This window comes from Plastoroseomonas hellenica, from assembly GCF_018129085.1.
In the GTDB taxonomy this organism is placed as follows: domain Bacteria; phylum Pseudomonadota; class Alphaproteobacteria; order Acetobacterales; family Acetobacteraceae; genus Plastoroseomonas; species Plastoroseomonas hellenica.
The window spans coordinates 1-21,641 of sequence record NZ_JAAGBB010000075.1 but is presented as its reverse complement, the minus strand read 5'-3'; the positions used below and the strand labels follow the sequence as shown (position 1 = coordinate 21,641).

The following is a 21,641-nucleotide window of genomic DNA, read 5'->3' as shown; positions in this document are numbered from 1 at the left end:
CGCCGGGTCGGGCAGCGTCTGCGCGGCCACCGGCGCGGCCAGCAGCAGGAGCAGCGCCGCGGTCCGCATCAGCCGGCGCGCGGCGCCGCCGTGCGGGCGGCCGCGATCCCTTCCGCCACGATCTCGCGCAGCTTCGGGTGCAGGTTGGGGTTGCCGGCGACGATGTTGCCGGAGGGCCAGGGATCCTCGCCATCGGGGTCGGTGACGACGCCGCCGGCCTCCCGCAGGATCACGATGCCGGCCGCGCAGTCCCAGGGCTTGAGGCCGATTTCCCAATAGCCTTCGTAGCGCCCGGCCGCGGTCCAGCAGAGGTCGAGCGCCGCGGCGCCGAAGCGGCGCACGCCCGCGACCTGGGGCATGATGCGGTTGAGGATGGCCGAGAATTCCGCCTTGCGCGGCACGCCGGCGAAGGGGATGCCGGTCGCGAAGACCGCCTGCAGCATGTCCCGCCGGCCGGAGACGCGGAGCCTGCGGTCATTGAGGAAGGCGCCGACGCCCTTCTCGGCCCAGAACATCTCGTCGGAGGCCGGGTTGTAGACGCAGCCGGCGACGAGCTCGGTCTTCTCCGGGCTGATGCGCCGCTCGACGCCGGCCGAGATCGCCCAGTGCGGGATGCCGTGCAGGAAGTTGGTGGTGCCGTCGAGCGGGTCGATCACCCAGCGCCATTCCCAGTCCTCGGCGCCGGAGACGCCGGATTCCTCCATCAGGAAGGCGAAGTTCGGCCGTGCGCGGGTGAGTTCCTGGCGCAGCGTCTCCTCCGAGCGGAGGTCGGCCTGGGAGACGAAGTCGCCCGGCCCCTTCACGCTGACCTGGAGCTGCTCGACCTCCCCGAAGTCGCGCAGCAGGCGCTTGCCCGCCTTGGTGACGGCGGCGGTGAGCACCTGCATGGCGGGGGTGAGGCGGGGGGAGACGGGGGCCATTACCGACCGATCCTAACCATAAAGAGAGACGCTCTGGCGGACGGGCCAGCGGCCCGGCCGAGGCCCCGAATGGGGCCCGCCGGTAGTCCGGCGAAGCCAAGGGCGGCGGATGCCGCCCGCCCGGCGTCTGAGGGGCGGGCGCTACGCGCCCGCGCGCAACGATCTCAACCCTTGAAGCGCTCGTAGTAGGACGCGTCTTCCGTCTTCACGACGATCTTCTCGCCCGCCGTGATGAAGGGGGGCACCATGGTCTTCACGCCGTTCGAGAGCACGGCCGGCTTGTAGGAGGAGGAGGCGGTCTGCCCCTTCACCACCGGATCGGCCTCGATGATCTCCAGCACCACCGTCTCCGGCAGGTCCATCGAGACGGGCTCGCCCTCGATGAGCTTGACGTTGACGGTCATGTTCTCCTGCAGGAAGGGCAGGCGGTCGCCCAGGATGTCCTTCGGGACCATGGTCTGCTCGAAGCTCTCCGGATCCATCAGCACCAGGTTGTCGCCATCGGCGTAGGAATAGGTGAACTCCTTGTCCTCGGTGGTCAGGCGCTCGACGACATCGGCGGTGCGCCAGCGCTGATCCTTCTTGGCGCCCGACTTGATGTTGCGCATGTCCACCTGGATGATGGCATTGCCCTTGCCCGGGATCATGATGTTCTGCTTGAGGATGGTGTAGCGCTGGCCTTCGAATTCGATGACCATGCCGGCACGCATCTGATTGGCCTGCATCTTCGCCATGGGGTGGGCTTTCCGGATCCGGTGATTGGAAATGAGCGGGCACGCGCCGGGGAGCCGGCACGCGCGATGGGGGAGGGGGATACAGCGGGAAAGGGGGAGAGGGCAACCCGACGGCTCCGGGCGTCATCCCCAGCCTTGGGTCTCGCCGCCTCGCCAACGTCGTTCCGCCGGCAATTCGAAGCCGGTCAGCCCGCATCCGACCGCATCCGCCACCCGAAGCCCATCCACCCCGGCGGATAAGATGCCCCCCGCGTATCCGGCACCTTCGCCGGCCGGGTAGAGCCCATGGGTGTTCAGGCTGGCGAAACCGACGCCGCGTCCGATCCGGACCGGGCTGCTGGTCCGGGTCTCGACCCCGGTCATGACCGCGTCCTCCATGGCGAAGCCGGCGATATCCTGGGCGAAGGCGGGCAGGGCCTCCCGCATGGCGGCGACCGCGTAATCCGGCAGGCAGCGGGTGAGGTCTGCGGGGCGGACGCCGGGGCGGTAGCTGGGGAGGACGTCGCCCAAGGTGGTGGAGGGCCTTCCGGCCAGGAAATCGCCGACGCGCTGGGCAGGTGCCCGCCAGTCGCTGCCGCCTTCGACGAAGGCGCGTTCCTCCCAATGCCGCTGGAAGCCGATGCCGGCGAGCGGGCCTTCGGCGCCGAAATCGGCGGGCGTCAGGCCGACCACGATCGCCGAATTCGCGTTCCGCTCGTTCCGCGAATACTGGCTCATGCCATTGGTGACGAGGCGCCCGGGCTCGCTCGCGGCGGCGACCACGGTGCCGCCCGGGCACATGCAGAAGGAATAGACGCCGCGGCCATTGCTCGCGTGATGCACCAGCTTGTAGTCGGCGGCACCGAGCGTCTTGTTGCCGGCGAAGGGGCCGAAGCGGGCGCGGTCGATCAGCCCCTGCGGATGCTCGATGCGGACGCCGATCGAGAGCGGCTTCGCCTCCATCGCAACGCCGCGGGCATGCAGCATGGCGAAGGTGTCACGCGCGGAATGGCCAACCGCCAGCACCACATGCCGGGCGGCGATGCGCTCGCCATCCGCGGTCTCCACGCCGGCGACGCGGCGGGTGCCGTCGTCGTCCTGCTCCACCAGCAGGTCGGTCACCCGGGTGCTCCAGCGGTATTCGCCGCCGAGGCCCTCGATGGTCGCGCGGATCTGCTCGACCATGTGCACCAGGCGGAAAGTGCCGATATGCGGCTTGGAGAGGGTGAGGATCTCCTCCGGCGCGCCGGCGGCGACGAACTCCTCCAGCACGTGCCGGCCGTGGTGCAGCCGGTCCTTGATCTGGCTGTAGAGCTTGCCGTCGGAGAAGGTGCCGGCGCCGCCTTCGCCGAACTGCACATTGCTCTCGGGCGTCAGCACGCCCTTTCGCCACAGCGCCCAGGTGTCCTTGGTGCGTTCGCGCACCACCTTGCCGCGGTCGAGGATGATCGGGCGGAAGCCCATGCGGGCCAGCGCGAGCGCCGCCATCAGCCCGCAGGGGCCGGCGCCGATCACCAGCGGGCGTTCGGTGAAGCCAGGAGGCGCGCTGGCGACGGGCTGCCAGCGCATGTCCGGCGTCGGGGAGAGGCGCGGGTCGCGGGCCAGCAGCCCGGCCTCGTCCTCCACCTCGGCATCGATCGTGTAGACGAGCTGGATCGCGTGCTTCTTCCGCGCGTCATGGCCGCGGCGGAAGACGCTGAAGCCGCGCAGCCGTGCCGGCGCGATGCCAAGGCGGGCCAGCAGCGCCTGCTTCAAGGCAGGCTCCGGATGGTCGAGCGGCAGGCGGAGTTCGGTGACGCGGAGCATGGGCGGCTGCCTATATCAGCGGCCTCGATCCTTGGCACGCCGGGCTGGCGATCCGACTCATGGGTCCGTGATGTAGGGTCGTGTAGGGTTTCTCATTGGACCGTACATGCGCGCGGACGGTCGGAATCGAAAACCCTACATGACCCTACATGCTCGTTCCGGATCCGGTTCGAGAGTGCAGGGTTGTGCAGGGTTTTCCATTTCAGACGTACACGCGCGCGGACGGTCTAAATGCAGAACCCTGCACAACCCTGCACTTCTGTTCCGATATCAGAACGTGTGGGCGCAGAAGACGCGATTCCTCGGACCGGCGGTCACGCGATGCCCGGCCCGATCGGCATCTTGCCGCCGCCATCCGGCAGCTCCTGCACATAGGTCGGCCAGGCGAGGCCGGTGACCCGGCCGCGTAGCGCCCGCAGCAGGGCGCGGCCGTGCTCCGGCGCCACCCGGAAGCGCGCGGTGCCGGGTGCGAGATCGAGCTGGTGCAGGTAATAGGGCTTCACCCGGACCGAGAGCATGGCGCGGAACAGCCCCTCCAGCGCCTCCTCGCTGTCATTCACGCCGGCCAGCAGCACGCTCTGGCCCAGCACCGGGATGCCGGCGCGGGTCAGGCGCCCGACCGCCGCCCGTGCCGCGGGCGAGAATTCCCGCGCGTGGTTGGCATGCAGGCAGAGGAAGATCGGCTTCTCCAGGTCCATCGCCGCGACCAGCGCCGCCGTGACGCGGCCGGGATCGGCGACCGGCACCCGGGTGTGGATGCGCAGCACCTCCAGATGCGGGATCGCCGCCAGCCGCGCCAGGATCTCGCCGAGCCGGCGCGGGGAGAGCATCAGCGGGTCGCCGCCGGTCAGGATCGCCTCCCGCACCTGGGGCGTCCGCGCGAACCAGGCGATGGCGGCATCGAGCTCCGCCTCGGTCAGCAGCCCGCCATCGGGGCCCACCACCTCGCGGCGGAAGCAGAAGCGGCAATAGACCGGGCAGGCGAGCAGGGGTTTTAGCAATGCCCGGTCCGGATAGCGGTGGACGACGCCCTTCACCGGGGTGAAGGGGGCATCGGCGGTTGGATCCTCGATCTCGTCCGGGGCGGTCACGAGCTCGGCCGCGTCGGGAATGTATTGCCGCGCGATGGGGTCGTCCGGCGCGCCGATCAGCGCCGCGACGGCAGGGGTCACCGAAATCGCGTAGCGCTCCGCGACCGCGGCGATGGCCGGCGCCTGCTCAGCCCCGATCAGCCCGGCGGCGAGCAGCGCGTCGGCGTCGCGCAGGGTGCGGGGGAGCGATCCGTCGGGCATGGTGGGCGCGACCTACAACCTTGGGGCATGCTGCGTCCATGCCCCAGACGCCACCCTGGCATCCCGACCGCCTGGCCGACCGCCTGCCCTTCCTCGATGCCCGCGCCCGGCTGACCGCCGCGACCCGCGCCTTCTTCACGGGGCGCGGCTACCGGGAGGTGGAGACGCCGGCGCTCGTTCCGGTGCCGGGGATGGAAGTGCACCTGATGGGCTTTTCGACCCGCTTCCGGCCGCATCTGGGACAGGGGCTGGAGGTGCCGTTCTGGCTCCGCACCTCGCCCGAGCTCGCGATCAAGCGGCTGCTGGCGGGCGGCGCGGGCCCGGTCTTCGAACTCGCGCGGGTCTGGCGGAACGGCGAGGTCTCCGCCCGCCACCACCCCGAATTCACCATGCTAGAATGGTATCGTCCTGGTGCGAGCTTCGATGCGCTGATGGACGAGACGGAGGCCTTCCTCCGCGCCGTCTGCCCGCCGCGCGTCGCCCATGACGGCGTCACCACCGACCTGACCCTGCCTTTCGAGCGGCTCCGCATGGCCGAGGCCTTCGCCCGCTTCGCCGGCGTGCCGGACCTGCTCGCCAGCGTGACGGCGGAGGGCAGGGGCGATGCCGCCGCGCTCTCGGCCGCCGCCGGCGCGCCGCTCCGCGAGGGCGAGGATTGGGAGGATCTGTTCTTCCGCCTGCTGCTGGAACGGGTGGAGCCCGCGATCGGCCGCGACCGCGCGTGTTTCCTCACGCATTGGCCGGCGCCGCAGGCGGCCCTCGCCCGCCGCGACCCCGCCGACTCGCGCGCGGCGCTCCGCTTCGAGCTCTTCGTCGCCGGCATCGAGCTCGCCAATGCATTCGACGAGCTCACCGACGCCGCCGAGCAGCGCGCGCGCTTCGTGGTCGATGTCGCGGAACGCCGTCGCCGCTACGCGGAAGGCTGGGATGTGGACGAGGATTTCCTCGCCGCACTCGAGCATGGCATGCCGCCGACTGCCGGAATCGCGATGGGCTTCGATCGCCTGGCGATGCTGGCCGCCGGCGCGCGGCGGATCGAGGATGTGCTGTGGCTGCCGCTGTCGCTGTGAAGGCCTGCTAGTCAACGCATGGGCTCGACGGTGTCACGCGTCGAAGCCGCTGAAGGCGGCCATCCGCACCGGGTTCTCGTTCCGCCGCCAGTCCGCCGTGCGGTACAGGAGCGGGTCCTGCAGCTCCAGCGTGGCGTGCCAGTCGAACACGTAGTCAGTGCCGTCGGTCATCACGACCCAGCTCGCCTGGTGGTGCGTGCCGTCCACAACCCGGTACACGCCCGTCGAGTGCCGCACCTCCGGCAGCAGGGTCGGCCCGGGGCGGGTCAGCGCCCCGGAGACGGAGGCGGCGCTGATCGCCTCCGTCGTGGCCTCGGTCACGCCGACGCAGCTGTACTGGTCGAACTCCGGCGTGCCGGCCTTGCGACCGAGCAGGATCATCGCGGTGTTGCGCGCGGCGCCGGCCATGCCCCAGCCGCTGAGTTGCGGGAGGGGCCGATGGTTCTGGATCCGGGCGCGGCAGCGCGGGTCGCTGGCGACGGCTTGGCAGATGCGAAGGGCGGCGGCGACGGTCAGCATGGGGCGGGACCTCCTGAATGAGGCGCCACGATTAGGATGGATGGCGGCCCGCCGCGGTGCCGCAGGGAACACCGCGGGGCGTGCATCGCGTCTCGCTCCGCGTGCTCGCGGGCAATGCCCGCGCGATCGCCTGTTACAGCAAATGCGGTTTCGTGGAGGAAGGGCGCCAACCCGAAACGGCCTGCGTCAACGGCGTCTGGCAGGATGACGTCATCATGGGATTGCTGGACCGGGAGTTCGATCAGCGCCGCTGATGTTACGGGAATTTCGCTGGCGGCTTCGGGCACGGTGACAGAAGTTGGTCGGATGCCTTCGATTCCCGAGCACGACATCGCCATCCTCGGCGCCGGCTTCTCCGGCAGCCTCCTCGCCATCCATCTCACACAACGTCGCGGCGGCGCAGACGGGCTGCTGCTGGTCGAACGCGCGGCCATTGCCGGGCCGGGAACCGCCTATGGCACCCGCGACCCGATCCACCTGCTGAACGTTCCCGCGCGCGGCATGAGCGCCTTCCCCGATGCGCCGGCGCATTTCCTGGACTGGGCGCGGGAACAGCCGCCGAGCGCCCTCGGCCCGCTCAGCGACGGCGTGGCGCCCGATGCCTTCCTGCCGCGCGCCCTCTACGGCGCCTATCTGCGCACCACCCTCGCCGAGGCCGGCATCACGCATCGCCGGGCCGAGGTCAGCGGCGTGACGCGGGACGGCGATGCCTGGGTGATCGCCACCGAGGCCGGCCCGATCGCCCGCGCCCGCACCGTGGTGCTGGCGACCGGCAATCCGCCGCCGGCGCGCGGCGGCGATGCCCATCTGCGCGGCGATCCCTGGGCGCCCGGCGCGCTCGACGGCATTCCGCCCGATGCGCCGGTGCTGCTGGTCGGCACCGGCCTCACCATGGTCGACACGCTGCTGAGCCTGCGCCTGACGCTCGGCCATCGCGGGCCGATCCACGCGATCTCCCGCCATGGCTGGCTGCCGCTGGCGCATCTGCCGCAGCCGCGACCCTGGCCGCACGCCTTTACCCTGCCGGAGCCGGGCGCCAGCCCGCGCGCCGTCCTGCGCTTGCTGCGCGCCGAGGCCGCCCGCGCGGCGGCGGAAGGCGTGCCCTGGCAGCCGGTGATCGACGCGCTGCGGCCGGCGACCAGGCGCTGTGGCGCGCCTGGCCGGAGGCCGAGCGGGCGCGCTTCCTGCGCCATCTCCGCACGCTCTGGAACCTGCATCGGCACCGCGTGGCGCCGCCCGCCAAGGCGGTGCTGCGGGAAGCGATGGCCGATGGCCAGTTGCGCCTCCGCGCCGCGCGGCTGCTCGGCCATGATCCGGCGGAGGAGGGGACGGTCGCCCGCCTCCGGCTGCGCGGCGGCGCGGAGGCAACGCTGCCGGTCGCGCGCATCCTGCTCTGCACCGGGCCCGGCAGCGGCGCCGCCACCGGCGAGGAATGGCTGGAAGCGCCGCCGCTCCGTCAGTTGCGCGCCGACGGCCTGATCGCGACCGACGCCTTCGCTCTCGGCATCGAATGCGATCCGGAGGGTTTGCAGGTGCTGGATGCCGAAGCGCGGCCGGTGCCGGGGCTGCATCTGCTCGGGCCGATCACCCGCGGCCGGCTCTGGGAAGCGACCGCGGTGCCGGAGCTGCGCGCGCAGGCGGCGCGGCTGGCCGAACGGCTCGCCGCGTCGGTCTAGAGCATGATGCGTTCGCAAGCGCTCACGCATCATGCTCCAGCACTTTGTTTGATCGCGTGATTCAGACTTTTCGGCGATTCCGCCTCAAGTCATCACGCTCTAGTCACCCCCAGCGCATCTCGCCCTTGGCGACCTTGGCGCCGATCTCGAGCGCGATGCCCATGCCGAGGCCCGGGTAGCGCGCCTGCATCGCCGCGATCAGCGCGGCGCTGTCGGCGGCGCGGCCGAGCTCGTCCTCGAAGGCCAGCAGGTAGTCCCTGGTGTAGCGGATCGCGGCGGCGTCGACCGGCGCATCCGGCGCCATGTGCCCGGCCACGACGATCGCCGGGTCGCGCGCGGCGATCTCATCGAGCGTCGCCACCCAGGCGGCCCGGGCTTCGCGGGTCTGGGTGTCGGCGGTCCAGACATGCACGCGGTTGAACAGCAGCACCCCGCCGAAGACCGCCTTCAGGGAGGGCGCCCAGAGATAGCGGCGATTCTGCAGGCCGGCGGCGGGGACGATCTCGATGCGCTCGGCCCCGAGCTCCAGGGCCGGGGCGTCGAGTGCTTCCGGCATGACGATGTCGGCGAGCGTCTGCGGCCCATTCTCCCGGAGCTGCGGGCCCCAGGTGGCGAGCTTCGACTGCACATTGGCCTGAATCGCCGCCAGGGTCTCCGGTGCCGCGACGACGCGCGCCTCCGGGAAGGCCGCCTTGATCGGCGCCAGGCTGAAATAGAAGTCGGGGTCGCTCTGGCTGACATAGATCATGCGGAGCCGCCTGCCGGTCGCGCGGATCGCCTCGGCCAGCGCGCGGCCGTCGGACAGCGTCCAGCCGCCATCGATCAGGATGGCGTCCGATGCATCGGACAGCAGGACCGGCGCGCGGAAGAATCCGGAAGGCCCGGCGGGATGGTGCCGCCAGGACAGCGTGGCTGCCGGCTGTGCCAGCGCCCGGCCTGCCCCCGGGAGCATCGCATAGGCACCTGCGGCTGCCAGCGACGTCAGCGCCAGTCGTCTCGACGAGATCATGGGATCCTCCCGGTAAGCGGTGACAGCGCCGGCCCGTCGCCGGATCGCGCCTGCGCGGGGAGATAGGGAAGGGCTGGGGACAGAGAAATACGAACAAACCGGACGGAATGTCTGGCTATGGCAGACAATCGCCGGCATCTTGGCATGGCGATGCGCGCGCCCCGCACCCTCAGCCGGCTCGTCTACTACGCCGCCGTGGTGGAAAGCGGGTCCTTCACCGCGGCCGCGCGGCAGCTCGGCGTCACCAAGGCCGTGGTCAGCGAGCAGGTCGCCCGGCTGGAGCAGGAAGCGGGTGCCACGCTGCTGTCGCGGACCACGCGCCGCGTGGTGCCGACCGATGCCGGCCGCGCCTTCCACGCACATTGCGCCGCCATCCTGCGCCAGTGCGAGGATGCCTTCGAGGAGCTGGAGCAGACCGCGTCATCGCCCCAGGGGCTGCTGCGCATCGCAGCCCCGAACGACTATGGGGCCGCGGTCGTGGCGCCCGCGGTCGCCGCCTTCGCGCGCCGCTATCCCGATTGCAGCGTCGCGCTGTCGATCGGCGACCGGACGCTCGACCTGGTCGCGGAGCAGATCGACCTCGCGGTCCGGGTCGGCTGGCTGCAGGATTCCAGCCTGCAGACGCGAACGATCGGCACCTTCCGGGAGTTGCTGGTCTGCGGCGCCGGCTTCGCGGCGGCGATCGCGGGCCTGCAGGATCCCGGCGCGCTGGAGGCGTTGCCCTGGGTCGCGCATGCGACGCATCGGGATACGCTGCAGCGCAGCTTCCTCGGCGCCGATGACGCGCGGCGCGACATCCGGATCCGCTCGGCGATCATGATCGATGCGGCGCCGGCGGTGCACCAGGCGGTCGCGGCCGGCGCCGGGCTCGCAGTGCTGCCGGATTTCCTGGTCGCCGCGGATATCGCGTCCGGGCGCCTCGTCCACGTGCTGCCGGGCTGGCGCCTCCGCACCGGCGGCATCCATGCGGTCTTCCCGCCGGCGCGCTACCGCCCGGCCAAGGTCCGGGCCTTCGTCGAGGTGCTGCTCGAGGTGGAGAAACGCCGCCAGGCGGTGGCCGGGCCGGCGCCCGCCTGACCGGGGCACCCGCCGCCGGCCGGGCGGATTGCGGCTATTCCAGGCGGCCGGGATCGCCCGGCGGGCCGCGGCGCGCGTTGGCCGGGCCGGCCGGATCGGCGTCATCGTATTCGGTGACGACCGGCTCCATGCCGACATAGGCCGCGAAGGATTCGGCACCACGGACATCGCTGAAGCAGACGTAGTGCCGGTCATTGCCGGGCCCTGCCCAATGGAAGCCGGCGATGACGCCCTGCTGATCGCGGAACAGGTCGAGCAGCCGGAGGATGCTCCTGTGCCGCGGTTCATCCTCGCGGCGGAACGGGTCGACCCATCCCGCCATGTCGACGCAGTAGCAGCCGTCCTGTCGCCGCCTGATGGCCATGATGCCTTCGTCGCCCGGATATGCTGCGACGCAAACTGACAAGCCGGTGACGCCGTGAATGTCTTCAGGGAATCGGCTGATTTTCGAACCGCGCCAGCATCGCCGCCGCGCTCTCCCGCGGCAGCGCGTAGAAGACGAAGACATAGGGGTCGGACGCCTCGAACACCGAAGGATCGGGGGAGGCGCGCTGCATGGTCGCGCGATCCAGCGCCGCCATCGGATGCCAGGCGCCGTCGAGCTCGAAGACCGTGTCGTAGCCGAGCGCGTCGAGGAAGGCCGGCACCGCCCAGGTGGAGCCCTGCCGGTGCCGCTCCTCGATCTCGATGGTCAGCACGGGGCGGCAGCGCAGCAGGGTCTCGCGCGCCCCGCGCAGCACGGCGTATTCCGCCCCCTCGGCGTCCAGCTTCACATGCGTGAGGTCCGTGAGGCCGAGATCGTCGATGCGCCGCACCGGCACGGTGAAGCGGCTGACCGCGATGCGCGCGGGGTCGTAGCCTTCGTAATCCTTGGCGGTGGACGCCCATTGCTCCTGCGCGACGCCGTCGAGCACGGGCATCGCGAGCGTGATGCTGCCGGCTGCGTCGCCGAGCGCTTCCGGCACCAGCGTCACATGCGGGGGGATGGTGCCGAAGGCAGTGCGGATCGCGGCCTCGAGCCGCGCGAAGGCAGGGGGCAGCGGCTCGAAGGCCAGCACCCGGCTGTCGGGCAGGCGCGCGAAGGGCAGCGTGATCAGCCCGTCATGCGCGCCGACATCCAACAGCGTGCCCGGGCGATGCAGGCGGGTGTGGAAGGTGATCTCGTCCATTGGAGCGATCCGCCCGCGCGCCGCTCAGGCCGCGGCGATCGCGGCGTTCAGCACGCGCAGGCCGGCGGCCGGGCCCTCGGGATGGTTCCAGACCGCGCCGACGACCGCCAGGAAATCCGCGCCCGCCCGCACCAGCGGCCCGCAATTCTCGGCAGTGATGCCGCCGATCGCGACGCAGGGGATCTCGAACATCTCGGACCACCATTCCAGAAGGTCGGTCCCGGCCTCATGCTCCGTGACTTTGGTCGCGGTCGGGAAGAAGGCGCCGAAGGCGACATAATCGGCGCCGAGCTCGCCCGCTTCCATCGCGAGATGGCGGGAGGCGTGGCAGGTGATGCCGAGCGTCGCCTCCCCCAGCAGCGCCCGCGCCGCTGCATGGTCGCCATCCTCCTGCCCGAGATGCGCGCCGTCGCAGCCGAGCTCCTTCGCGAGCCTGGCGTCGTCATTCAGCAGGAAGGCGACGTCGCGTGCGTGGGCCACCGGCATCAGCAGCTCGACCGCGCGCTTCACATCATCCGGCGCGGCGTCCTTGAGGCGAAGCTGCAGGCAGGCGACATCGCCGGCATCGAGGGCGGCGGCCAGCGTGTCACGGAACCGCGCGGGATCGAGCGCCGGCGGCGTGACGAGGTAGACCCTGCAGCCGGCATCGGTGGCGCTCATCGCCCCATGGTCCCTCGCGTGATGCCGGAGCGGCCGCTCGGCCGCCCCGGCCACATTCCCGGGGCGGCTGAGCCGTCCCCCGGGGCGGCGTGAGCCGCCCCACCCGGATCAGGGCTTGGTCTTGTAGATCTCGATGATGTTCGAGAGGAGCTGCAGCGCTTCCGCCTTCGGGCGCTGGAAGGCGTTCCGGCCGACGATGGAGCCATTGCCGCCGCCGGCATGGATCGCCTTCACCTCGTTGAGCAGCGCATCGGCCGACTTGGCCTCGCCGCCCGAGAAGACCACCAGGCGGCGGCCGTTGAAGCAGGCCTGCACGATATGCGCGATGCGCTTCGCCGGATCCTGCACCTCGATCGGGTGCGCCTGGTAGGTCTTCTTGGCCGCTTCCAGGCTGATCGCCTCGGTGGGCGGCTTCACCTTGATGATATGGGCGCCGAGGAGGGCGGCCATATGCGCGGCATAGGCGGCGATATCGAGCGCAGTCTCGCCGACCTTGTCGAGGTTCGGGCCGCGCGGGTAGCTCCACACGACGACGGCGAGGCCGACCGACTTCGCTTCCTCGGCGAGCTCGCGCAGCTCTTCCATCAGCTCGAAGGCGTATTCGCTGCCGGGATAGATCGTGAAGCCGATCGCCGAGCAGCCGAGGCGGAGCGCGTCGGCGACGCTGCCGGTCACCGCCTGGTCCTTGGCGCTGGCGAGCGAGTTGGAGCTGTTGACCTTCAGGATGGTCGGGATGGCGCCGGCGAAGGTGGCCGCACCCGCTTCCAGCGGGCCGAGTGGCGCGGCATAGGCGTTGAGCCCGGCCTCGATCGCCAGCTCGAAATGGTAGTGCGGGTCATAGGCGGCCGGGTTCGGCGCGAAGCTGCGGGCCGGGCCGTGCTCGAAGCCCTGGTCGACCGGCAGGATCACCAGGCGGCCGGTGCCGCCGAGCTTCCCTTCCATGAGGATGCGGGCGAGGTTCGCCTTGGTGCCGGGATTGTCGCTCTCGTACCAGGAGAGGATTTCCTTCACGCGACGCGTCAGCTTCATGGCGTGTCCTTTCTTGCCGGCCAGGGAGGGATTGCCGAAGGGCCCGGAGGCCTGAATCCCGCTCGTAAGCTCTCAACTCTCGGGCGCGGGCTCTAGCCCAAGGCTGCGCCGCTGTCACCTCACGGCCGGGGAAGCGGCGGGTCGAGCCAGCGCGCCAGCGCCGCCTGCGCCGCCGGGCGGGACAGGTCCCAGCCCGCGAGATCGAGCGCTTCCGGCCGCGCGGCCAGCAGCGTGGCGCCGCATTCTGCGGCAGCGCCGGCGACCGCGGCGAAGGCGGGCGTCTCGGGGGCCAGCACCAGGAGGCGGAAGCCGAAGCGCAGCGCCGCCAGCGCATGGCCGGGATCGGTGCCGCAATCGATCGCCGCCGGCGCATGGCCGGCCAGCATTGCCGCGAACCAGGCGGGCCCGAGGCTGCCCGCCGCACCGGGCGCCGAGAGCAGCAGCAACTGCCGGCCGCCGGCCGCCGTGATGGCGGCCCGTACCTGCGCGGCATCGTGCACCACGACGGCGCGTGGCGCGGCCGTCATTTGTTGACCCGTGCATGACCCCATGCGAAGCCTTGAGCACGCCCGCACGCCCTGCGTCCAGCAGGGGATGCGGGCCCTGGTCAGGGGTGGCATCGGACGCGTGAGCGGCAGCGGAGACGGCGTGGCTTCCATGGATATGGCGATGGCGCGGCTCGAAGCCGCGGTGGAGCACCTCGGCAGCCAGATCGCCCGGCTGCGCGCGGCGCCGCCCAGGCCCGCCGCCGAAGCCGCCGCGGAGGACATGGTGCCGCGGGCAGAGGTCGCCGCACTCGCCGCCCGTCTGGATGCCGCGCTGCTCGCGCTGCGCGGCGCCCTGGCGCAGGAAGCAGGCGACGCCCCCGAGGATCAGGAGTAGCGATTGGCCCAGGTCACGGTCCGCATCGGCGGCTACAGCCACCCGGTTTCCTGCCAGGACGGCCAGGAACAGCACCTCCAGAAGATGGCCGCCGAGGTCGATCGCCGGGTCGCCGCGCTGAAGGCGATGGGGCTGCAGCTCGGCGAGACGCGCATGCTCGTGCTGGCCGCGCTGCAGCTGGCCGACGAGACCTACGACATGCGCGATGAGCTGGCGGCGCTCCGGGCGGGGGCGCCCGCCGGCGCGCCGGCCCCGGCCGCGGAGCCCGATCCGGCGCTCGCGGTGCGGCTCGCCGCGGTGGCGGAACGCATCGAGGCCATTGCCGGCAGCCTTGAGGCACCCTAGCTATGGTCCCGTGCGGGGCTGCCCGGTGCGACAGGCAAGTAAACCCCCGGGGCCAATGAGCATCTCCCGGGAGCTGGCTCTGATCGGATCCTGGTCCGGTTATCTGGTGCCCACCTGCAAAGCAGGCCTTGGGAGGGTTCGACGCCAACGGCCATGGTGGCTCCGCACGTTATTCCCGATCTCGATGCGGCGAAGCGCGAGGCGCGGCGCATGGCGCTGGCCCGCCGCGCCGGTGCCGGCGACCCCGCCGAGGCGGGGCGCGCCCTGGCGCGCCACCTCCTGGACGCTGCTGCCATCCCGCCCGGCGCCCTGGTCGCCGGCATCTGGCCCTTGCCCGGCGAGATCGACCTGCGCCCGCTGATGGAGGCGCTGGTCGCCCATGGGCATGGGCTGGCGCTGCCGGTGACCCCGCCGCGCGGCAACCCACTGATCTTCCGCCGCTGGCTGCCGGGCGAGGCGCTCGCCCAGGGCCCGATGGGCACCCGCCACCCGGAGGGCGGCGAGCCGGTGCAGCCCGAGGTCATCCTGGTGCCGCTGCTCGCCTTCGACCGGGCGGGGCGGCGGCTTGGCTATGGCGGCGGCTATTACGACCGCACCCTGGCGGCGTTGCCCGACGCGAAGGCGATCGGCATCGCCTTCGCGTCGCAGGAGGTGCGGGAGGTGCCGGCCGGGCCGCACGATGCCCGGCTGACGCTGGTGGCGACCGAAGCCGGGCTCATCGCCTGCGGCGCCATGGCATGAGGATATTGTTCCTGGGCGATGTGGTCGGCCGTGCCGGGCGCGACGCGGTGGAGCGGGAGCTGCCGCGGCTGCGGGCGGCGCTGGCACTCGACCTCGTGGTGGTGAACGCCGAGAATGCGAGCCACGGCTTCGGGCTCTCCCCGGAGATGGCGCGCGCCTTCCTGGCCGCCGGCGCGGATGTGCTGACGCTCGGCAACCACGCCTGGGATCGCAAGGAAATCATTCCTTTCATCGAGCAGGAGAAGCGGCTGATCCGGCCGCTGAACTACCCGCCGGGCACGCCGGGTAAGGGCTCGGTCGTGGTGGAGGTGCCGGGGAACCGGCGGGCGCTGGTGGTTCAGGCCATGGGCCGGCTGTTCATGGAGTTGCTGGACGACCCCTTCCGCGCCATCCAGGCGGAGCTCGCCAAGCACCGGCTGGGCGGCACGGTGCAGGCCATCATCATCGACATCCATGCGGAAGCCACCAGCGAGAAGCAGGCGGTCGCGCATTCCTTCGACGGCCTGGCGAGCCTGGTCATCGGCACCCACACCCATGTGCCCTCGGCCGATCACCGGATCCTGGCCGGCGGCACCGCCTTCCAGTCCGATGCCGGGATGTGCGGGGATTATGACAGCGTGATCGGCATGCAGAAGGGCGCCGCCGCGCTCCGCTTCTGGCGCAAGGTGCCGAGCGAGCGCCTGGCGCCGGCCGAGGGCGACGCGACCGTCTGCGGCCTTTTTGTCGAGACCGACGACGCGACCGGCCTCGCGAAGCGGGCCGAGCCGCTCCGCCTCGGCGGCACGCTCAGCCCGACCATGCCGGCGCCCTGACCCTCCTTCGCCGAGGCTTCAGAGGGCCTAATACAAAACCTTCATGGCTTGCTTGTAGGAGCCCTCGTCGATCTCCTTGGCGTCAACCTGGCCATTGAGATGGGAGGCGAGCATCTCGCCGGCGGTCGGCACCGCGGCCGGCGCCTCGCGCCCGGCCCAGATCTTGCCGCGCAGCACGGCGCGGCCGCATTGCATGTAGACTTCCTGCACGTCGATCAGGATCACCGTCGCCGGCTCGACCCCGTTCATGGCGAAGCGCGCCTTCAGCGCGGGATCGGCGGTCAGCCGCGCCAGCCCGTTCACCCGCAGCGTCTCGTTGGCGCCGGGTGCCAGGAAGAGCAGGGCGACGCGCGGATCCTCCAGGATGTCGCGCAGCGCCTCGATCCGGTTGTTGCCGCGCCGGTCCGGCATCGCCAGCCGGCCATCCTCGAGCGGGACCACGAAACCCGGCAGGTCGCCCCGCGGGGTCGCGTGCAGCCCGCGGCTGCCATTGGTCGCCAGGATGCAGAAGGGGGAGGCGGCGATGAAGGCCCGCGCAGTCGCATCCAGCTTCGGCACCACCTTCTCCAGCGCGCGCTGGCTCGGCGCCGCGTAGAGGGCGGCAAGTGCTTCCGGGGTCGCAACGGCGAAGGGGTCGGAGGCGGGCAGATTGTCCATGACGGCATCCTGCCCTCGGCGGCCGGCCGTCGGGAAGGGGGTATGCCGGCCCTGCTGGCCGCGCGGGTGGCGTCAGCGGCCCTGGGCCAGTATAAGGTGTTCCTCAACCGGAATCTGAAGACAGGAAGGACGGCTCGCGGCCATGGCCGGGCATTCGCACGCGAAGAACATCATGCACCGCAAGGCGGCCCAGGGCGCCAAGAAGGCGCGCGCCTTCGGCAAGCTCATCCGGGAGATCAGCGTCTCCGCCAAGCAGGGCATGCCGGACCCGGCCATGAACCCCCGCTTGCGCGCCGCGGTCAAGGCTGCGCTGGTCGCCAACATGACGCGCGACACCATCGACCGCGCCATCAAGCGCGCCGCCGCCGGCGGCCAGGGCGAGGACTACCAGGAGGTGCGGTACGAGGGCTACGGCCCGCACGGCGTCGCCATCATCGTCGAAGCGCTGACCGACAACCGCAACCGCACCGCGGGCGACCTGCGCAGCATGTTCGCCAAGCATGGCGGCGCGCTCGGCGAGAGCAATTCCGTCGCCTTCCAGTTCGAGCGCCACGGCGCCGTGCGCTACCCGGCCGCCGCGGCCTCCGCCGATGCAATGCTGGAGGCCGCGATCGAGGCCGGCGCCGCCGATGTCGAGAGCAGCGAGGACGGGCATGAGATCGAGACCGCGGTCGAGGATCTTGGCCCGGTGCGCGATGCGCTGGAGGAGAGGTTCGGCCAGGCGGAATCGGCACGCCTCGAATGGTGGCCGAGCACCACGGTGGAGCTCGACGAGGAGCGGGCGGCGGAGGTGATGAAGCTGCTCGACGTGCTCGACGACAATGACGACGTGCAGCAGGTCTACGCCAATCTCGATGTGAGCGAGGCGGTGATGCAGAAGCTGTCGGCCTGAGATGGGCGCACCCGTTCCGACCCGGATTCTGGGCTTGGATCCGGGCTTGCGGCATACCGGTTGGGGCATGGTGGAAAGCCATGGCAGCCGGCTGCGCCATCTCGGCGACGGCGTGATCTCCTCGGATGACTCGCTGTCGCTGGCGGAGCGGCTGATGCAGCTCCACCAGGGGCTCGCGAAGCTGCTGGCGGAATGGCAGCCGGATGAGGCGGCGGTCGAACACACCTATGTGAACCGCAACCCCGCCGCGGCGCTGAAGCTCGGCCAGGCGCGCGGCATCGCGCTGCTGGCGCCGGCGCTCTTCGGCATCCCGGTCGCCGAGTATCAGGCCATGGAGGTCAAGCGCGCGGTGGTCGGCACCGGCGCCGCCGCCAAGGAACAGGTCGCCGACATGGTGCGCCGCCTGCTGCCGGGCGCGCGGCTGGCGCGTGCGGATGCCTCCGACGCGCTGGCGATCGCGATCTGCCACACCCATCACCGCGCGACGCGTCTCGCATTGGCGAAAGGCTACGTGCCGGCATGAGGGGCGCATGATTGGTTTGCTCACCGGCCAGGTCGTGGAGACCAGCGAGGCGGGCTGCATCCTCGACGTGCAGGGCGTCGGTTACCTGCTGTCCTGCTCGCGCAAGACGCTCGACCGGCTGACCGCTGGCGATGGCGTGCAGCGGGTGCTGGTCGAGACGCATCTGCGCCAGGACGCCATCACCCTCTACGGCTTCGCCGATGCCGCGGAGCGCGAGGCCTTCCGTGCGCTGATCGAGGTGAAGACGGTCGGGCCGCAGAAGGCGCTGCTGGTGCTCTCCGGCCTCGCCCCCACAGCGCTGGCCCGCGCGATCGCGGGCAAGGAGCGCAAGCGGCTGGCGGAGGTGAAGGGCCTCGGCGCCGCCACCGCCAACCGCATCATCGATGAGCCGGCGATGCAGAAATGGGCGGTCGGCCGCGCGACGCCGGAGGCCGATGGCGCCGGCACCGAGGCCTCGCCCGCGACGCCGCCGGGCGATGAGGGCGATGCGGTTTCCGCGCTGATCAACCTCGGCTGGAAACGGCCGGAGGCGGCCGCCGCCGTCGCCCGCGTGCGCACCCGCCTCGGCGCTGAAGCCCCGCTCGGCACCTTGATCCGCGACAGCCTGAAGGAGCTGGCGCCGCGATGAGGATCACCGACGGCGAGCGGCAGGAGGATGATGCGGCGGAGGGCAGCCTGCGGCCGCAGATCCTCGACGAGTTCATCGGCCAGAAAGCGCTGCGCGACAATCTGCACGTCTTCATCCAGGCCGCGAAATCGCGCGGCGAGGCGATGGACCACGCGCTGTTCTACGGCCCGCCCGGCCTCGGCAAGACGACGCTCGCGCAGATCGTGGCGCGCGAGCTCGGCGTCGGCTTCCGCGCGACCTCGGGCCCGATCCTGCAGCGCGCCGGCGACCTCGCCGCGATCCTGACCAACCTGCAGCCGCGCGACGTGCTGTTCGTCGACGAGATCCACCGCCTGCAGCCGGCGATCGAGGAGACACTCTATCCCGCGATGGAGGATTTCTCGCTCGACCTCATCATCGGCGAAGGGCCGGCGGCGCGCACCGTGCGCATCGACCTGCCACCCTTCACGCTGGTCGGCGCCACGACCCGCGCCGGGCTGCTGACCCAGCCGCTGCGCGACCGCTTCGGCATCCCGCTGCGGCTGCAATTCTACGACGTGCCCGACCTGCTGCTGATCGTGAAGCGGGGTGCGGAGAAGCTGCGCTTCGCGCTCGCCGAGGATGGCGCGCTGGAGATCGCGCGGCGGTCCCGCGGCACGCCGCGCGTCGCCGGGCGGCTGCTCCGCCGCGTCAGGGATTTCGCCCTCGTCGCCGGCCGCCCTGCCGACCGCGCGATGGCCGATGCCGCGCTGGAGCGGCTGGAGGTGGACCGCCTCGGCCTCGACGCCATGGACCGGCGCTACCTCCGCCGCATCGCGGATCATCACAATGGCGGCCCGGTCGGGGTCGAGACCCTGGCCGCAGCCCTCGCGGAATCGCGCGATACGCTCGAAGAGATGATCGAACCCTTCCTGATCCAGGAAGGGCTGGTGCTGCGCACCCCGCGCGGGCGCATGCTGGGGGAGCCGGGATGGCGGCATCTCGGCCTGGCGCCGCCGGCCGCGGTCGTGGCGCAGCTCGATCTCCTGAGTGCCGACCCGAGCCCCGATGCCGCCGGCGATGCCTCATGACGGCCACGGAAATGCCACCCCATCGCTTCCCGGTCCGCGTCTATTTCGAGGACACGGATGCGGGAGGGATGGTCTATCACGCGAATTATCTCCGCTGGGCGGAACGGGCCCGCACCGAATCGCTGCGCGAAGCGGGGCTGCCGCATCAATGGATGATCGAGCGTCACAACGCGTTACTCGTGGTGCGACGCATCGAAGTGGAGTATTGGCGCCCGGCGCGACTCGACGACGCGCTGGTGGTCGAAACGATCATCCGCCGCGTCACGCCGGTGCAACTCGTGCTCGAGCAGGGGGTTCTGCGCGACGGCGGCGAGCGGCTCGCGAAGCTGGTGGTGGGGCTCGTCTGCGTCGATCGCGACAGGTTGGTCCCGGTGCCGATTCCCGAGCCATGGCGAGGCTTGTTCCGCTCCGCGGTGTCCGTGGCGGCGGAGGCGCGTCCCAGCCTGGGGGCGGCGCCATGACGAATGCTGTGAAGGAGGGTTCGGCGTGGACCGTACCGTGAACGCCAGCGCGCTGCCCCAGGTGGCGCACGACCTCTCGCTCTGGGGCCTGTTCCTGCAGGCCGACTGGGTCGTGAAGCTCGTGATGATCCTGCTGCTGCTCGCCAGCGTCTGGGTCTGGGCGATCGTGTTCGAGAAGGTCACGACGCTGCGGAAGATGAACCGCGCCGCCGACGGCTTCGAGGACCGCTTCTGGTCGGGCGGCAGCCTCGACGAGCTCTTCATGCGCGAGGGCGAGCAGCCCCTGCATCCGCTGGCCGCCGTCTTCGGCGCCGCGATGCGCGAGTGGCGGCGCAGCGCCAACGCGACGGGTTCGGCGGTCGCCGGCGTGAAGGAGCGGGTCGAGCGCGCCATGACGGTGACGATCGGGCGCGAGATGGAGCGCATGGAACGCTGGATGGTGTTCCTGGCATCGGTCGGCTCGGTCGGTCCCTTCGTCGGCCTGTTCGGCACCGTCTGGGGCATCATGAACAGCTTCTCGGCGATCGCCGGCATGCAGAACACCAACCTCGCGGTGGTGGCGCCGGGTATCGCGGAAGCGCTGTTCGCGACCGCGATCGGCCTGGTCGCCGCCATCCCGGCGGTGCTCGCCTACAACAAGATCAACACCGACCTCGCCCGCTACGCGGCGCGGCTCGAGGGCTTCGCGACGGAGTTCGCGGCCATCGTCTCCCGCCAGGCGGACCAGGCGGCGGCGCAGCCGGCGCGCCCGGCCGCGACCGCGGCGGCGGAGTAGCGCGCCATGGCCGCACCGCTTGCCGGTGGCCGGGGCGGGCGCAGCCGCTATCGCCCGATGGCCGAGATCAACGTCACGCCCCTGGTCGACGTGATGCTGGTGCTGCTCATCATCTTCATGGTGGCGGCGCCGCTGATGACGGTCGGCGTGCCGATCGACCTGCCGAAGACCAATGCCCAGCCGATGAACCAGGAGACCGAGCCGCTGACCATCTCGGTCAACACCGAGGGCAAGATCTTCCTGCAGGAGACCGAGGTGCCGATCGAGGGCCTGGTCGAGCAGCTCCGCGCCATCCTCGCCAACCAGCCGCAGGGCGCGCCGGAGCGGCGCATCTTCGTGCGCGGCGACCGCGGCATCAACTACGGCCGCGTGATGGAGGTGATGGGCACCATCGCGACCGCGGGCTTCACCCGTGTCGCGCTGCTCACCGAACAGCCGGCCGGGCAGCAGCCGGCTGCGCAGCCGCAGGCGCCCCAGGGTGGCGCCCGCCCGGGACAGCCGCGCCCGGCGGCACCGCCGCAGCCCGCATCGCGGCCGCCGGCGCGCTGAGGGGGGAAGGCTCGCGTGTCCGCCACCGCCGCGAACGGGCCGATGGTGCCGCTCAACGAGGGCAGGTCGCTGCCCCGCTGGGGGGTGGTTTCGCTCGTCCTGCATGTGGCGATCCTGGTCATCGGCGCGTTCTTCGCCCTGTCGCGCAGCATCCCGGAACCGGAGCCGGTCGGCATCTCGGTCGAGGTGATCTCCGCCGAGGCCCCGCAGGAGGCCCAGGGCGAGCGCCCGGCGCCGACGCCGGCGCCGCCCAATGTGACGACACCGCCGACGCCGGAACCGGAAGCGCCGGAGCCGCTGCGCAACCAGCAGGTCGCGCCGCCGCCGCCACCACCCCCGCCGCCGCCGGCGCCTGCCACCGCCTTCGTGCCGCCGGCGCCGACGCCG

The 21,641-nt window shown here is 71.4% G+C and carries 28 protein-coding genes, 1 other RNA gene and 1 pseudogene; 18 read left to right on the top strand and 12 right to left on the bottom strand.

The features are described 5' to 3' along the window. Positions 1 to 68 precede the first annotated feature (68 nt). The 4 genes from GXW71_RS31685 to GXW71_RS31670 form a co-directional block, all read right to left on the bottom strand. Positions 69 to 920, bottom strand: a complete 852-nt coding sequence (locus GXW71_RS31685; protein WP_211857305.1) for an inositol monophosphatase family protein — start codon at positions 918 to 920, stop codon at positions 69 to 71. A 164-nt stretch (positions 921 to 1,084) separates the two neighbouring features. Next, complete coding sequence (gene efp / locus GXW71_RS31680) at positions 1,085 to 1,654, bottom strand: elongation factor P (RefSeq protein WP_211857303.1); 570 nt, start codon at positions 1,652 to 1,654, stop codon at positions 1,085 to 1,087. Positions 1,655 to 1,777: 123 nt separating this feature from the next. Continuing rightward, on the bottom strand, positions 1,778 to 3,439 hold the full coding sequence (locus tag GXW71_RS31675) for an NAD(P)/FAD-dependent oxidoreductase (protein WP_211857301.1): 1,662 nt from the start codon (positions 3,437 to 3,439) through the stop codon (positions 1,778 to 1,780). Positions 3,440 to 3,753: 314 nt separating this feature from the next. Continuing rightward, entirely contained in the window at positions 3,754 to 4,731 is a 978-nt protein-coding gene (locus GXW71_RS31670; protein WP_211857294.1) for a lysine-2,3-aminomutase-like protein, read from the bottom strand. 38 nt (positions 4,732 to 4,769) lie between these two features. On the opposite strand from GXW71_RS31670, the gene epmA reads away from it, so the two are divergent. After that, positions 4,770 to 5,801, top strand: coding sequence for an EF-P lysine aminoacylase EpmA (gene epmA, locus GXW71_RS31665; protein ID WP_211857292.1), 1,032 nt, complete (start codon positions 4,770 to 4,772; stop codon positions 5,799 to 5,801). A gap of 33 nt (positions 5,802 to 5,834) precedes the next feature. On the opposite strand, the gene GXW71_RS31660 is transcribed toward epmA, so the two are convergent. After that, positions 5,835 to 6,320 carry a hypothetical protein gene (locus tag GXW71_RS31660; protein ID WP_211857284.1) on the bottom strand — a complete coding sequence of 162 codons (486 nt, stop codon included), beginning with the start codon at positions 6,318 to 6,320 and terminating at the stop codon, positions 5,835 to 5,837. An 80-nt stretch (positions 6,321 to 6,400) separates the two neighbouring features. Here GXW71_RS31660 and GXW71_RS31655 point away from each other — a divergent pair, with 80 nt between their 5' ends. The 3 genes from GXW71_RS31655 to GXW71_RS31645 are packed head-to-tail and all read left to right on the top strand — an operon-like array spanning position 6,401 to position 7,996. After that, entirely contained in the window at positions 6,401 to 6,574 is a 174-nt protein-coding gene (locus GXW71_RS31655; RefSeq protein ID WP_211857282.1) for a GNAT family N-acetyltransferase, read from the top strand. A 52-nt stretch (positions 6,575 to 6,626) separates the two neighbouring features. Next, the gene (locus GXW71_RS31650; RefSeq protein ID WP_211857274.1) at positions 6,627 to 7,799 is read left to right on the top strand and encodes an FAD/NAD(P)-binding protein; all 1,173 of its coding nucleotides are present in this window, start codon (positions 6,627 to 6,629) and stop codon (positions 7,797 to 7,799) included. Further along, positions 7,781 to 7,996 carry a hypothetical protein gene (locus GXW71_RS31645; protein WP_211857272.1) on the top strand — a complete coding sequence of 72 codons (216 nt, stop codon included), beginning with the start codon at positions 7,781 to 7,783 and terminating at the stop codon, positions 7,994 to 7,996. Before GXW71_RS31650 ends, GXW71_RS31645 begins: the two co-directional genes overlap by 19 nt. 103 nt (positions 7,997 to 8,099) lie before the next feature. Here the strand turns inward: GXW71_RS31645 and GXW71_RS31640 are convergent, their stop codons facing one another. Next, complete coding sequence (locus GXW71_RS31640; RefSeq protein ID WP_211857270.1) at positions 8,100 to 9,005, bottom strand: MBL fold metallo-hydrolase; 906 nt, start codon at positions 9,003 to 9,005, stop codon at positions 8,100 to 8,102. A 117-nt stretch (positions 9,006 to 9,122) separates the two neighbouring features. Between GXW71_RS31640 and GXW71_RS31635 the strand changes: the two genes are divergently transcribed. Continuing rightward, the gene (locus GXW71_RS31635; protein ID WP_246527068.1) at positions 9,123 to 10,082 is read left to right on the top strand and encodes a LysR family transcriptional regulator; all 960 of its coding nucleotides are present in this window, start codon (positions 9,123 to 9,125) and stop codon (positions 10,080 to 10,082) included. A gap of 34 nt (positions 10,083 to 10,116) precedes the next feature. Here the strand turns inward: GXW71_RS31635 and GXW71_RS31630 are convergent, their stop codons facing one another. The 5 genes from GXW71_RS31630 to GXW71_RS31610 form a co-directional block, all read right to left on the bottom strand. Then, positions 10,117 to 10,446 carry a hypothetical protein gene (locus tag GXW71_RS31630; protein WP_211857268.1) on the bottom strand — a complete coding sequence of 110 codons (330 nt, stop codon included), beginning with the start codon at positions 10,444 to 10,446 and terminating at the stop codon, positions 10,117 to 10,119. A 64-nt stretch (positions 10,447 to 10,510) separates the two neighbouring features. Continuing rightward, complete coding sequence (locus GXW71_RS31625) at positions 10,511 to 11,251, bottom strand: FkbM family methyltransferase (RefSeq protein WP_211857266.1); 741 nt, start codon at positions 11,249 to 11,251, stop codon at positions 10,511 to 10,513. Positions 11,252 to 11,275: 24 nt separating this feature from the next. Next, the gene (gene thiE / locus GXW71_RS31620) at positions 11,276 to 11,911 is read right to left on the bottom strand and encodes a thiamine phosphate synthase (protein WP_211857264.1); all 636 of its coding nucleotides are present in this window, start codon (positions 11,909 to 11,911) and stop codon (positions 11,276 to 11,278) included. A 108-nt stretch (positions 11,912 to 12,019) separates the two neighbouring features. Continuing rightward, positions 12,020 to 12,940 carry a class I fructose-bisphosphate aldolase gene (locus tag GXW71_RS31615; RefSeq protein ID WP_211857262.1) on the bottom strand — a complete coding sequence of 307 codons (921 nt, stop codon included), beginning with the start codon at positions 12,938 to 12,940 and terminating at the stop codon, positions 12,020 to 12,022. A gap of 119 nt (positions 12,941 to 13,059) precedes the next feature. Beyond that, positions 13,060 to 13,467 (bottom strand): hypothetical protein, encoded by a 408-nt coding sequence (locus tag GXW71_RS31610; protein ID WP_211857260.1) that lies wholly within the window; start codon positions 13,465 to 13,467, stop codon positions 13,060 to 13,062. Between the two features lie 121 nt (positions 13,468 to 13,588). Between GXW71_RS31610 and GXW71_RS31605 the strand changes: the two genes are divergently transcribed. The 5 genes from GXW71_RS31605 (at position 13,589) to GXW71_RS31585 (ending at position 15,720) form a co-directional block, all read left to right on the top strand. After that, entirely contained in the window at positions 13,589 to 13,822 is a 234-nt protein-coding gene (locus tag GXW71_RS31605) for a hypothetical protein (RefSeq protein WP_211857258.1), read from the top strand. Between the two features lie 3 nt (positions 13,823 to 13,825). After that, complete coding sequence (locus GXW71_RS31600; RefSeq protein WP_211857256.1) at positions 13,826 to 14,167, top strand: cell division protein ZapA; 342 nt, start codon at positions 13,826 to 13,828, stop codon at positions 14,165 to 14,167. 12 nt (positions 14,168 to 14,179) lie between these two features. After that, positions 14,180 to 14,334, top strand: a non-coding RNA gene (gene ssrS, locus GXW71_RS31595) — 6S RNA. Next, positions 14,321 to 14,908: a 5-formyltetrahydrofolate cyclo-ligase gene (locus GXW71_RS31590; protein ID WP_211857254.1), complete on the top strand. Its 588-nt coding sequence runs from the start codon at positions 14,321 to 14,323 to the stop codon at positions 14,906 to 14,908. The genes ssrS and GXW71_RS31590 overlap by 14 nt, the downstream gene beginning before the upstream one ends. Then, positions 14,905 to 15,720 carry a TIGR00282 family metallophosphoesterase gene (locus tag GXW71_RS31585; RefSeq protein WP_211857252.1) on the top strand — a complete coding sequence of 272 codons (816 nt, stop codon included), beginning with the start codon at positions 14,905 to 14,907 and terminating at the stop codon, positions 15,718 to 15,720. The genes GXW71_RS31590 and GXW71_RS31585 overlap by 4 nt, the downstream gene beginning before the upstream one ends. 27 nt (positions 15,721 to 15,747) lie before the next feature. Here the strand turns inward: GXW71_RS31585 and GXW71_RS31580 are convergent, their stop codons facing one another. After that, the gene (locus GXW71_RS31580) at positions 15,748 to 16,377 is read right to left on the bottom strand and encodes an MSMEG_1061 family FMN-dependent PPOX-type flavoprotein (protein ID WP_211857243.1); all 630 of its coding nucleotides are present in this window, start codon (positions 16,375 to 16,377) and stop codon (positions 15,748 to 15,750) included. A 142-nt stretch (positions 16,378 to 16,519) separates the two neighbouring features. Here GXW71_RS31580 and GXW71_RS31575 point away from each other — a divergent pair, with 142 nt between their 5' ends. From GXW71_RS31575 to GXW71_RS31540, 8 genes and pseudogenes are all read left to right on the top strand, one after another. Then, positions 16,520 to 17,269 (top strand): YebC/PmpR family DNA-binding transcriptional regulator, encoded by a 750-nt coding sequence (locus GXW71_RS31575; protein ID WP_211857241.1) that lies wholly within the window; start codon positions 16,520 to 16,522, stop codon positions 17,267 to 17,269. Between the two features lies 1 nt (position 17,270). Next, entirely contained in the window at positions 17,271 to 17,792 is a 522-nt protein-coding gene (gene ruvC / locus GXW71_RS31570) for a crossover junction endodeoxyribonuclease RuvC (RefSeq protein ID WP_211857239.1), read from the top strand. A gap of 7 nt (positions 17,793 to 17,799) precedes the next feature. Further along, a complete protein-coding gene (gene ruvA, locus GXW71_RS31565; RefSeq protein WP_211857237.1) occupies positions 17,800 to 18,420 on the top strand; it encodes a Holliday junction branch migration protein RuvA in 621 nt (206 codons plus the stop codon). Next, on the top strand, positions 18,417 to 19,469 hold the full coding sequence (ruvB, locus tag GXW71_RS31560; RefSeq protein WP_211857235.1) for a Holliday junction branch migration DNA helicase RuvB: 1,053 nt from the start codon (positions 18,417 to 18,419) through the stop codon (positions 19,467 to 19,469). Before ruvA ends, ruvB begins: the two co-directional genes overlap by 4 nt. Beyond that, on the top strand, positions 19,466 to 19,930 hold the full coding sequence (locus GXW71_RS31555; RefSeq protein ID WP_246527067.1) for a YbgC/FadM family acyl-CoA thioesterase: 465 nt from the start codon (positions 19,466 to 19,468) through the stop codon (positions 19,928 to 19,930). Before ruvB ends, GXW71_RS31555 begins: the two co-directional genes overlap by 4 nt. Before the next feature lie 25 nt (positions 19,931 to 19,955). Next, positions 19,956 to 20,705, top strand: coding sequence for a protein TolQ (gene tolQ, locus GXW71_RS31550; RefSeq protein WP_211857233.1), 750 nt, complete (start codon positions 19,956 to 19,958; stop codon positions 20,703 to 20,705). A gap of 6 nt (positions 20,706 to 20,711) precedes the next feature. After that, complete coding sequence (gene tolR, locus GXW71_RS31545) at positions 20,712 to 21,254, top strand: protein TolR (RefSeq protein ID WP_211857231.1); 543 nt, start codon at positions 20,712 to 20,714, stop codon at positions 21,252 to 21,254. 15 nt (positions 21,255 to 21,269) lie between these two features. Then, positions 21,270 to 21,641, top strand: a pseudogene (locus GXW71_RS31540) (hypothetical protein); the annotation flags it as partial.

What these genes read in the sequence shown, in the direction of transcription:
- GXW71_RS31635 (WP_246527068.1), top strand. Translation starts at nt 9,123, where the DNA reads ATGGCAGACAATCGCCGGCATCTTGGCATGGCGATGCGCGCGCCCCGC.
- GXW71_RS31660 (WP_211857284.1), bottom strand. Translation starts at nt 6,320, where the DNA reads ATGCTGACCGTCGCCGCCGCCCTTCGCATCTGCCAAGCCGTCGCCAGC.
- GXW71_RS31650 (WP_211857274.1), top strand. Translation starts at nt 6,627, where the DNA reads ATGCCTTCGATTCCCGAGCACGACATCGCCATCCTCGGCGCCGGCTTC.
- ruvB (WP_211857235.1), top strand. Translation starts at nt 18,417, where the DNA reads ATGAGGATCACCGACGGCGAGCGGCAGGAGGATGATGCGGCGGAGGGC.
- GXW71_RS31675 (WP_211857301.1), bottom strand. Translation starts at nt 3,439, where the DNA reads ATGCTCCGCGTCACCGAACTCCGCCTGCCGCTCGACCATCCGGAGCCT.
- GXW71_RS31610 (WP_211857260.1), bottom strand. Translation starts at nt 13,467, where the DNA reads ATGACGGCCGCGCCACGCGCCGTCGTGGTGCACGATGCCGCGCAGGTA.
- GXW71_RS31625 (WP_211857266.1), bottom strand. Translation starts at nt 11,251, where the DNA reads ATGGACGAGATCACCTTCCACACCCGCCTGCATCGCCCGGGCACGCTG.
- GXW71_RS31585 (WP_211857252.1), top strand. Translation starts at nt 14,905, where the DNA reads ATGAGGATATTGTTCCTGGGCGATGTGGTCGGCCGTGCCGGGCGCGAC.
- efp (WP_211857303.1), bottom strand. Translation starts at nt 1,654, where the DNA reads ATGGCGAAGATGCAGGCCAATCAGATGCGTGCCGGCATGGTCATCGAA.
- GXW71_RS31580 (WP_211857243.1), bottom strand. Translation starts at nt 16,377, where the DNA reads ATGGACAATCTGCCCGCCTCCGACCCCTTCGCCGTTGCGACCCCGGAA.
- GXW71_RS31575 (WP_211857241.1), top strand. Translation starts at nt 16,520, where the DNA reads ATGGCCGGGCATTCGCACGCGAAGAACATCATGCACCGCAAGGCGGCC.
- GXW71_RS31640 (WP_211857270.1), bottom strand. Translation starts at nt 9,005, where the DNA reads ATGATCTCGTCGAGACGACTGGCGCTGACGTCGCTGGCAGCCGCAGGT.
- GXW71_RS31555 (WP_246527067.1), top strand. Translation starts at nt 19,466, where the DNA reads ATGACGGCCACGGAAATGCCACCCCATCGCTTCCCGGTCCGCGTCTAT.
- ruvA (WP_211857237.1), top strand. Translation starts at nt 17,800, where the DNA reads ATGATTGGTTTGCTCACCGGCCAGGTCGTGGAGACCAGCGAGGCGGGC.
- ruvC (WP_211857239.1), top strand. Translation starts at nt 17,271, where the DNA reads ATGGGCGCACCCGTTCCGACCCGGATTCTGGGCTTGGATCCGGGCTTG.
- epmA (WP_211857292.1), top strand. Translation starts at nt 4,770, where the DNA reads ATGCCCCAGACGCCACCCTGGCATCCCGACCGCCTGGCCGACCGCCTG.
- GXW71_RS31590 (WP_211857254.1), top strand. Translation starts at nt 14,321, where the DNA reads ATGGTGGCTCCGCACGTTATTCCCGATCTCGATGCGGCGAAGCGCGAG.
- tolR (WP_211857231.1), top strand. Translation starts at nt 20,712, where the DNA reads ATGGCCGCACCGCTTGCCGGTGGCCGGGGCGGGCGCAGCCGCTATCGC.
- GXW71_RS31685 (WP_211857305.1), bottom strand. Translation starts at nt 920, where the DNA reads ATGGCCCCCGTCTCCCCCCGCCTCACCCCCGCCATGCAGGTGCTCACC.
- thiE (WP_211857264.1), bottom strand. Translation starts at nt 11,911, where the DNA reads ATGAGCGCCACCGATGCCGGCTGCAGGGTCTACCTCGTCACGCCGCCG.
- GXW71_RS31615 (WP_211857262.1), bottom strand. Translation starts at nt 12,940, where the DNA reads ATGAAGCTGACGCGTCGCGTGAAGGAAATCCTCTCCTGGTACGAGAGC.
- GXW71_RS31630 (WP_211857268.1), bottom strand. Translation starts at nt 10,446, where the DNA reads ATGGCCATCAGGCGGCGACAGGACGGCTGCTACTGCGTCGACATGGCG.
- GXW71_RS31670 (WP_211857294.1), bottom strand. Translation starts at nt 4,731, where the DNA reads ATGCCCGACGGATCGCTCCCCCGCACCCTGCGCGACGCCGACGCGCTG.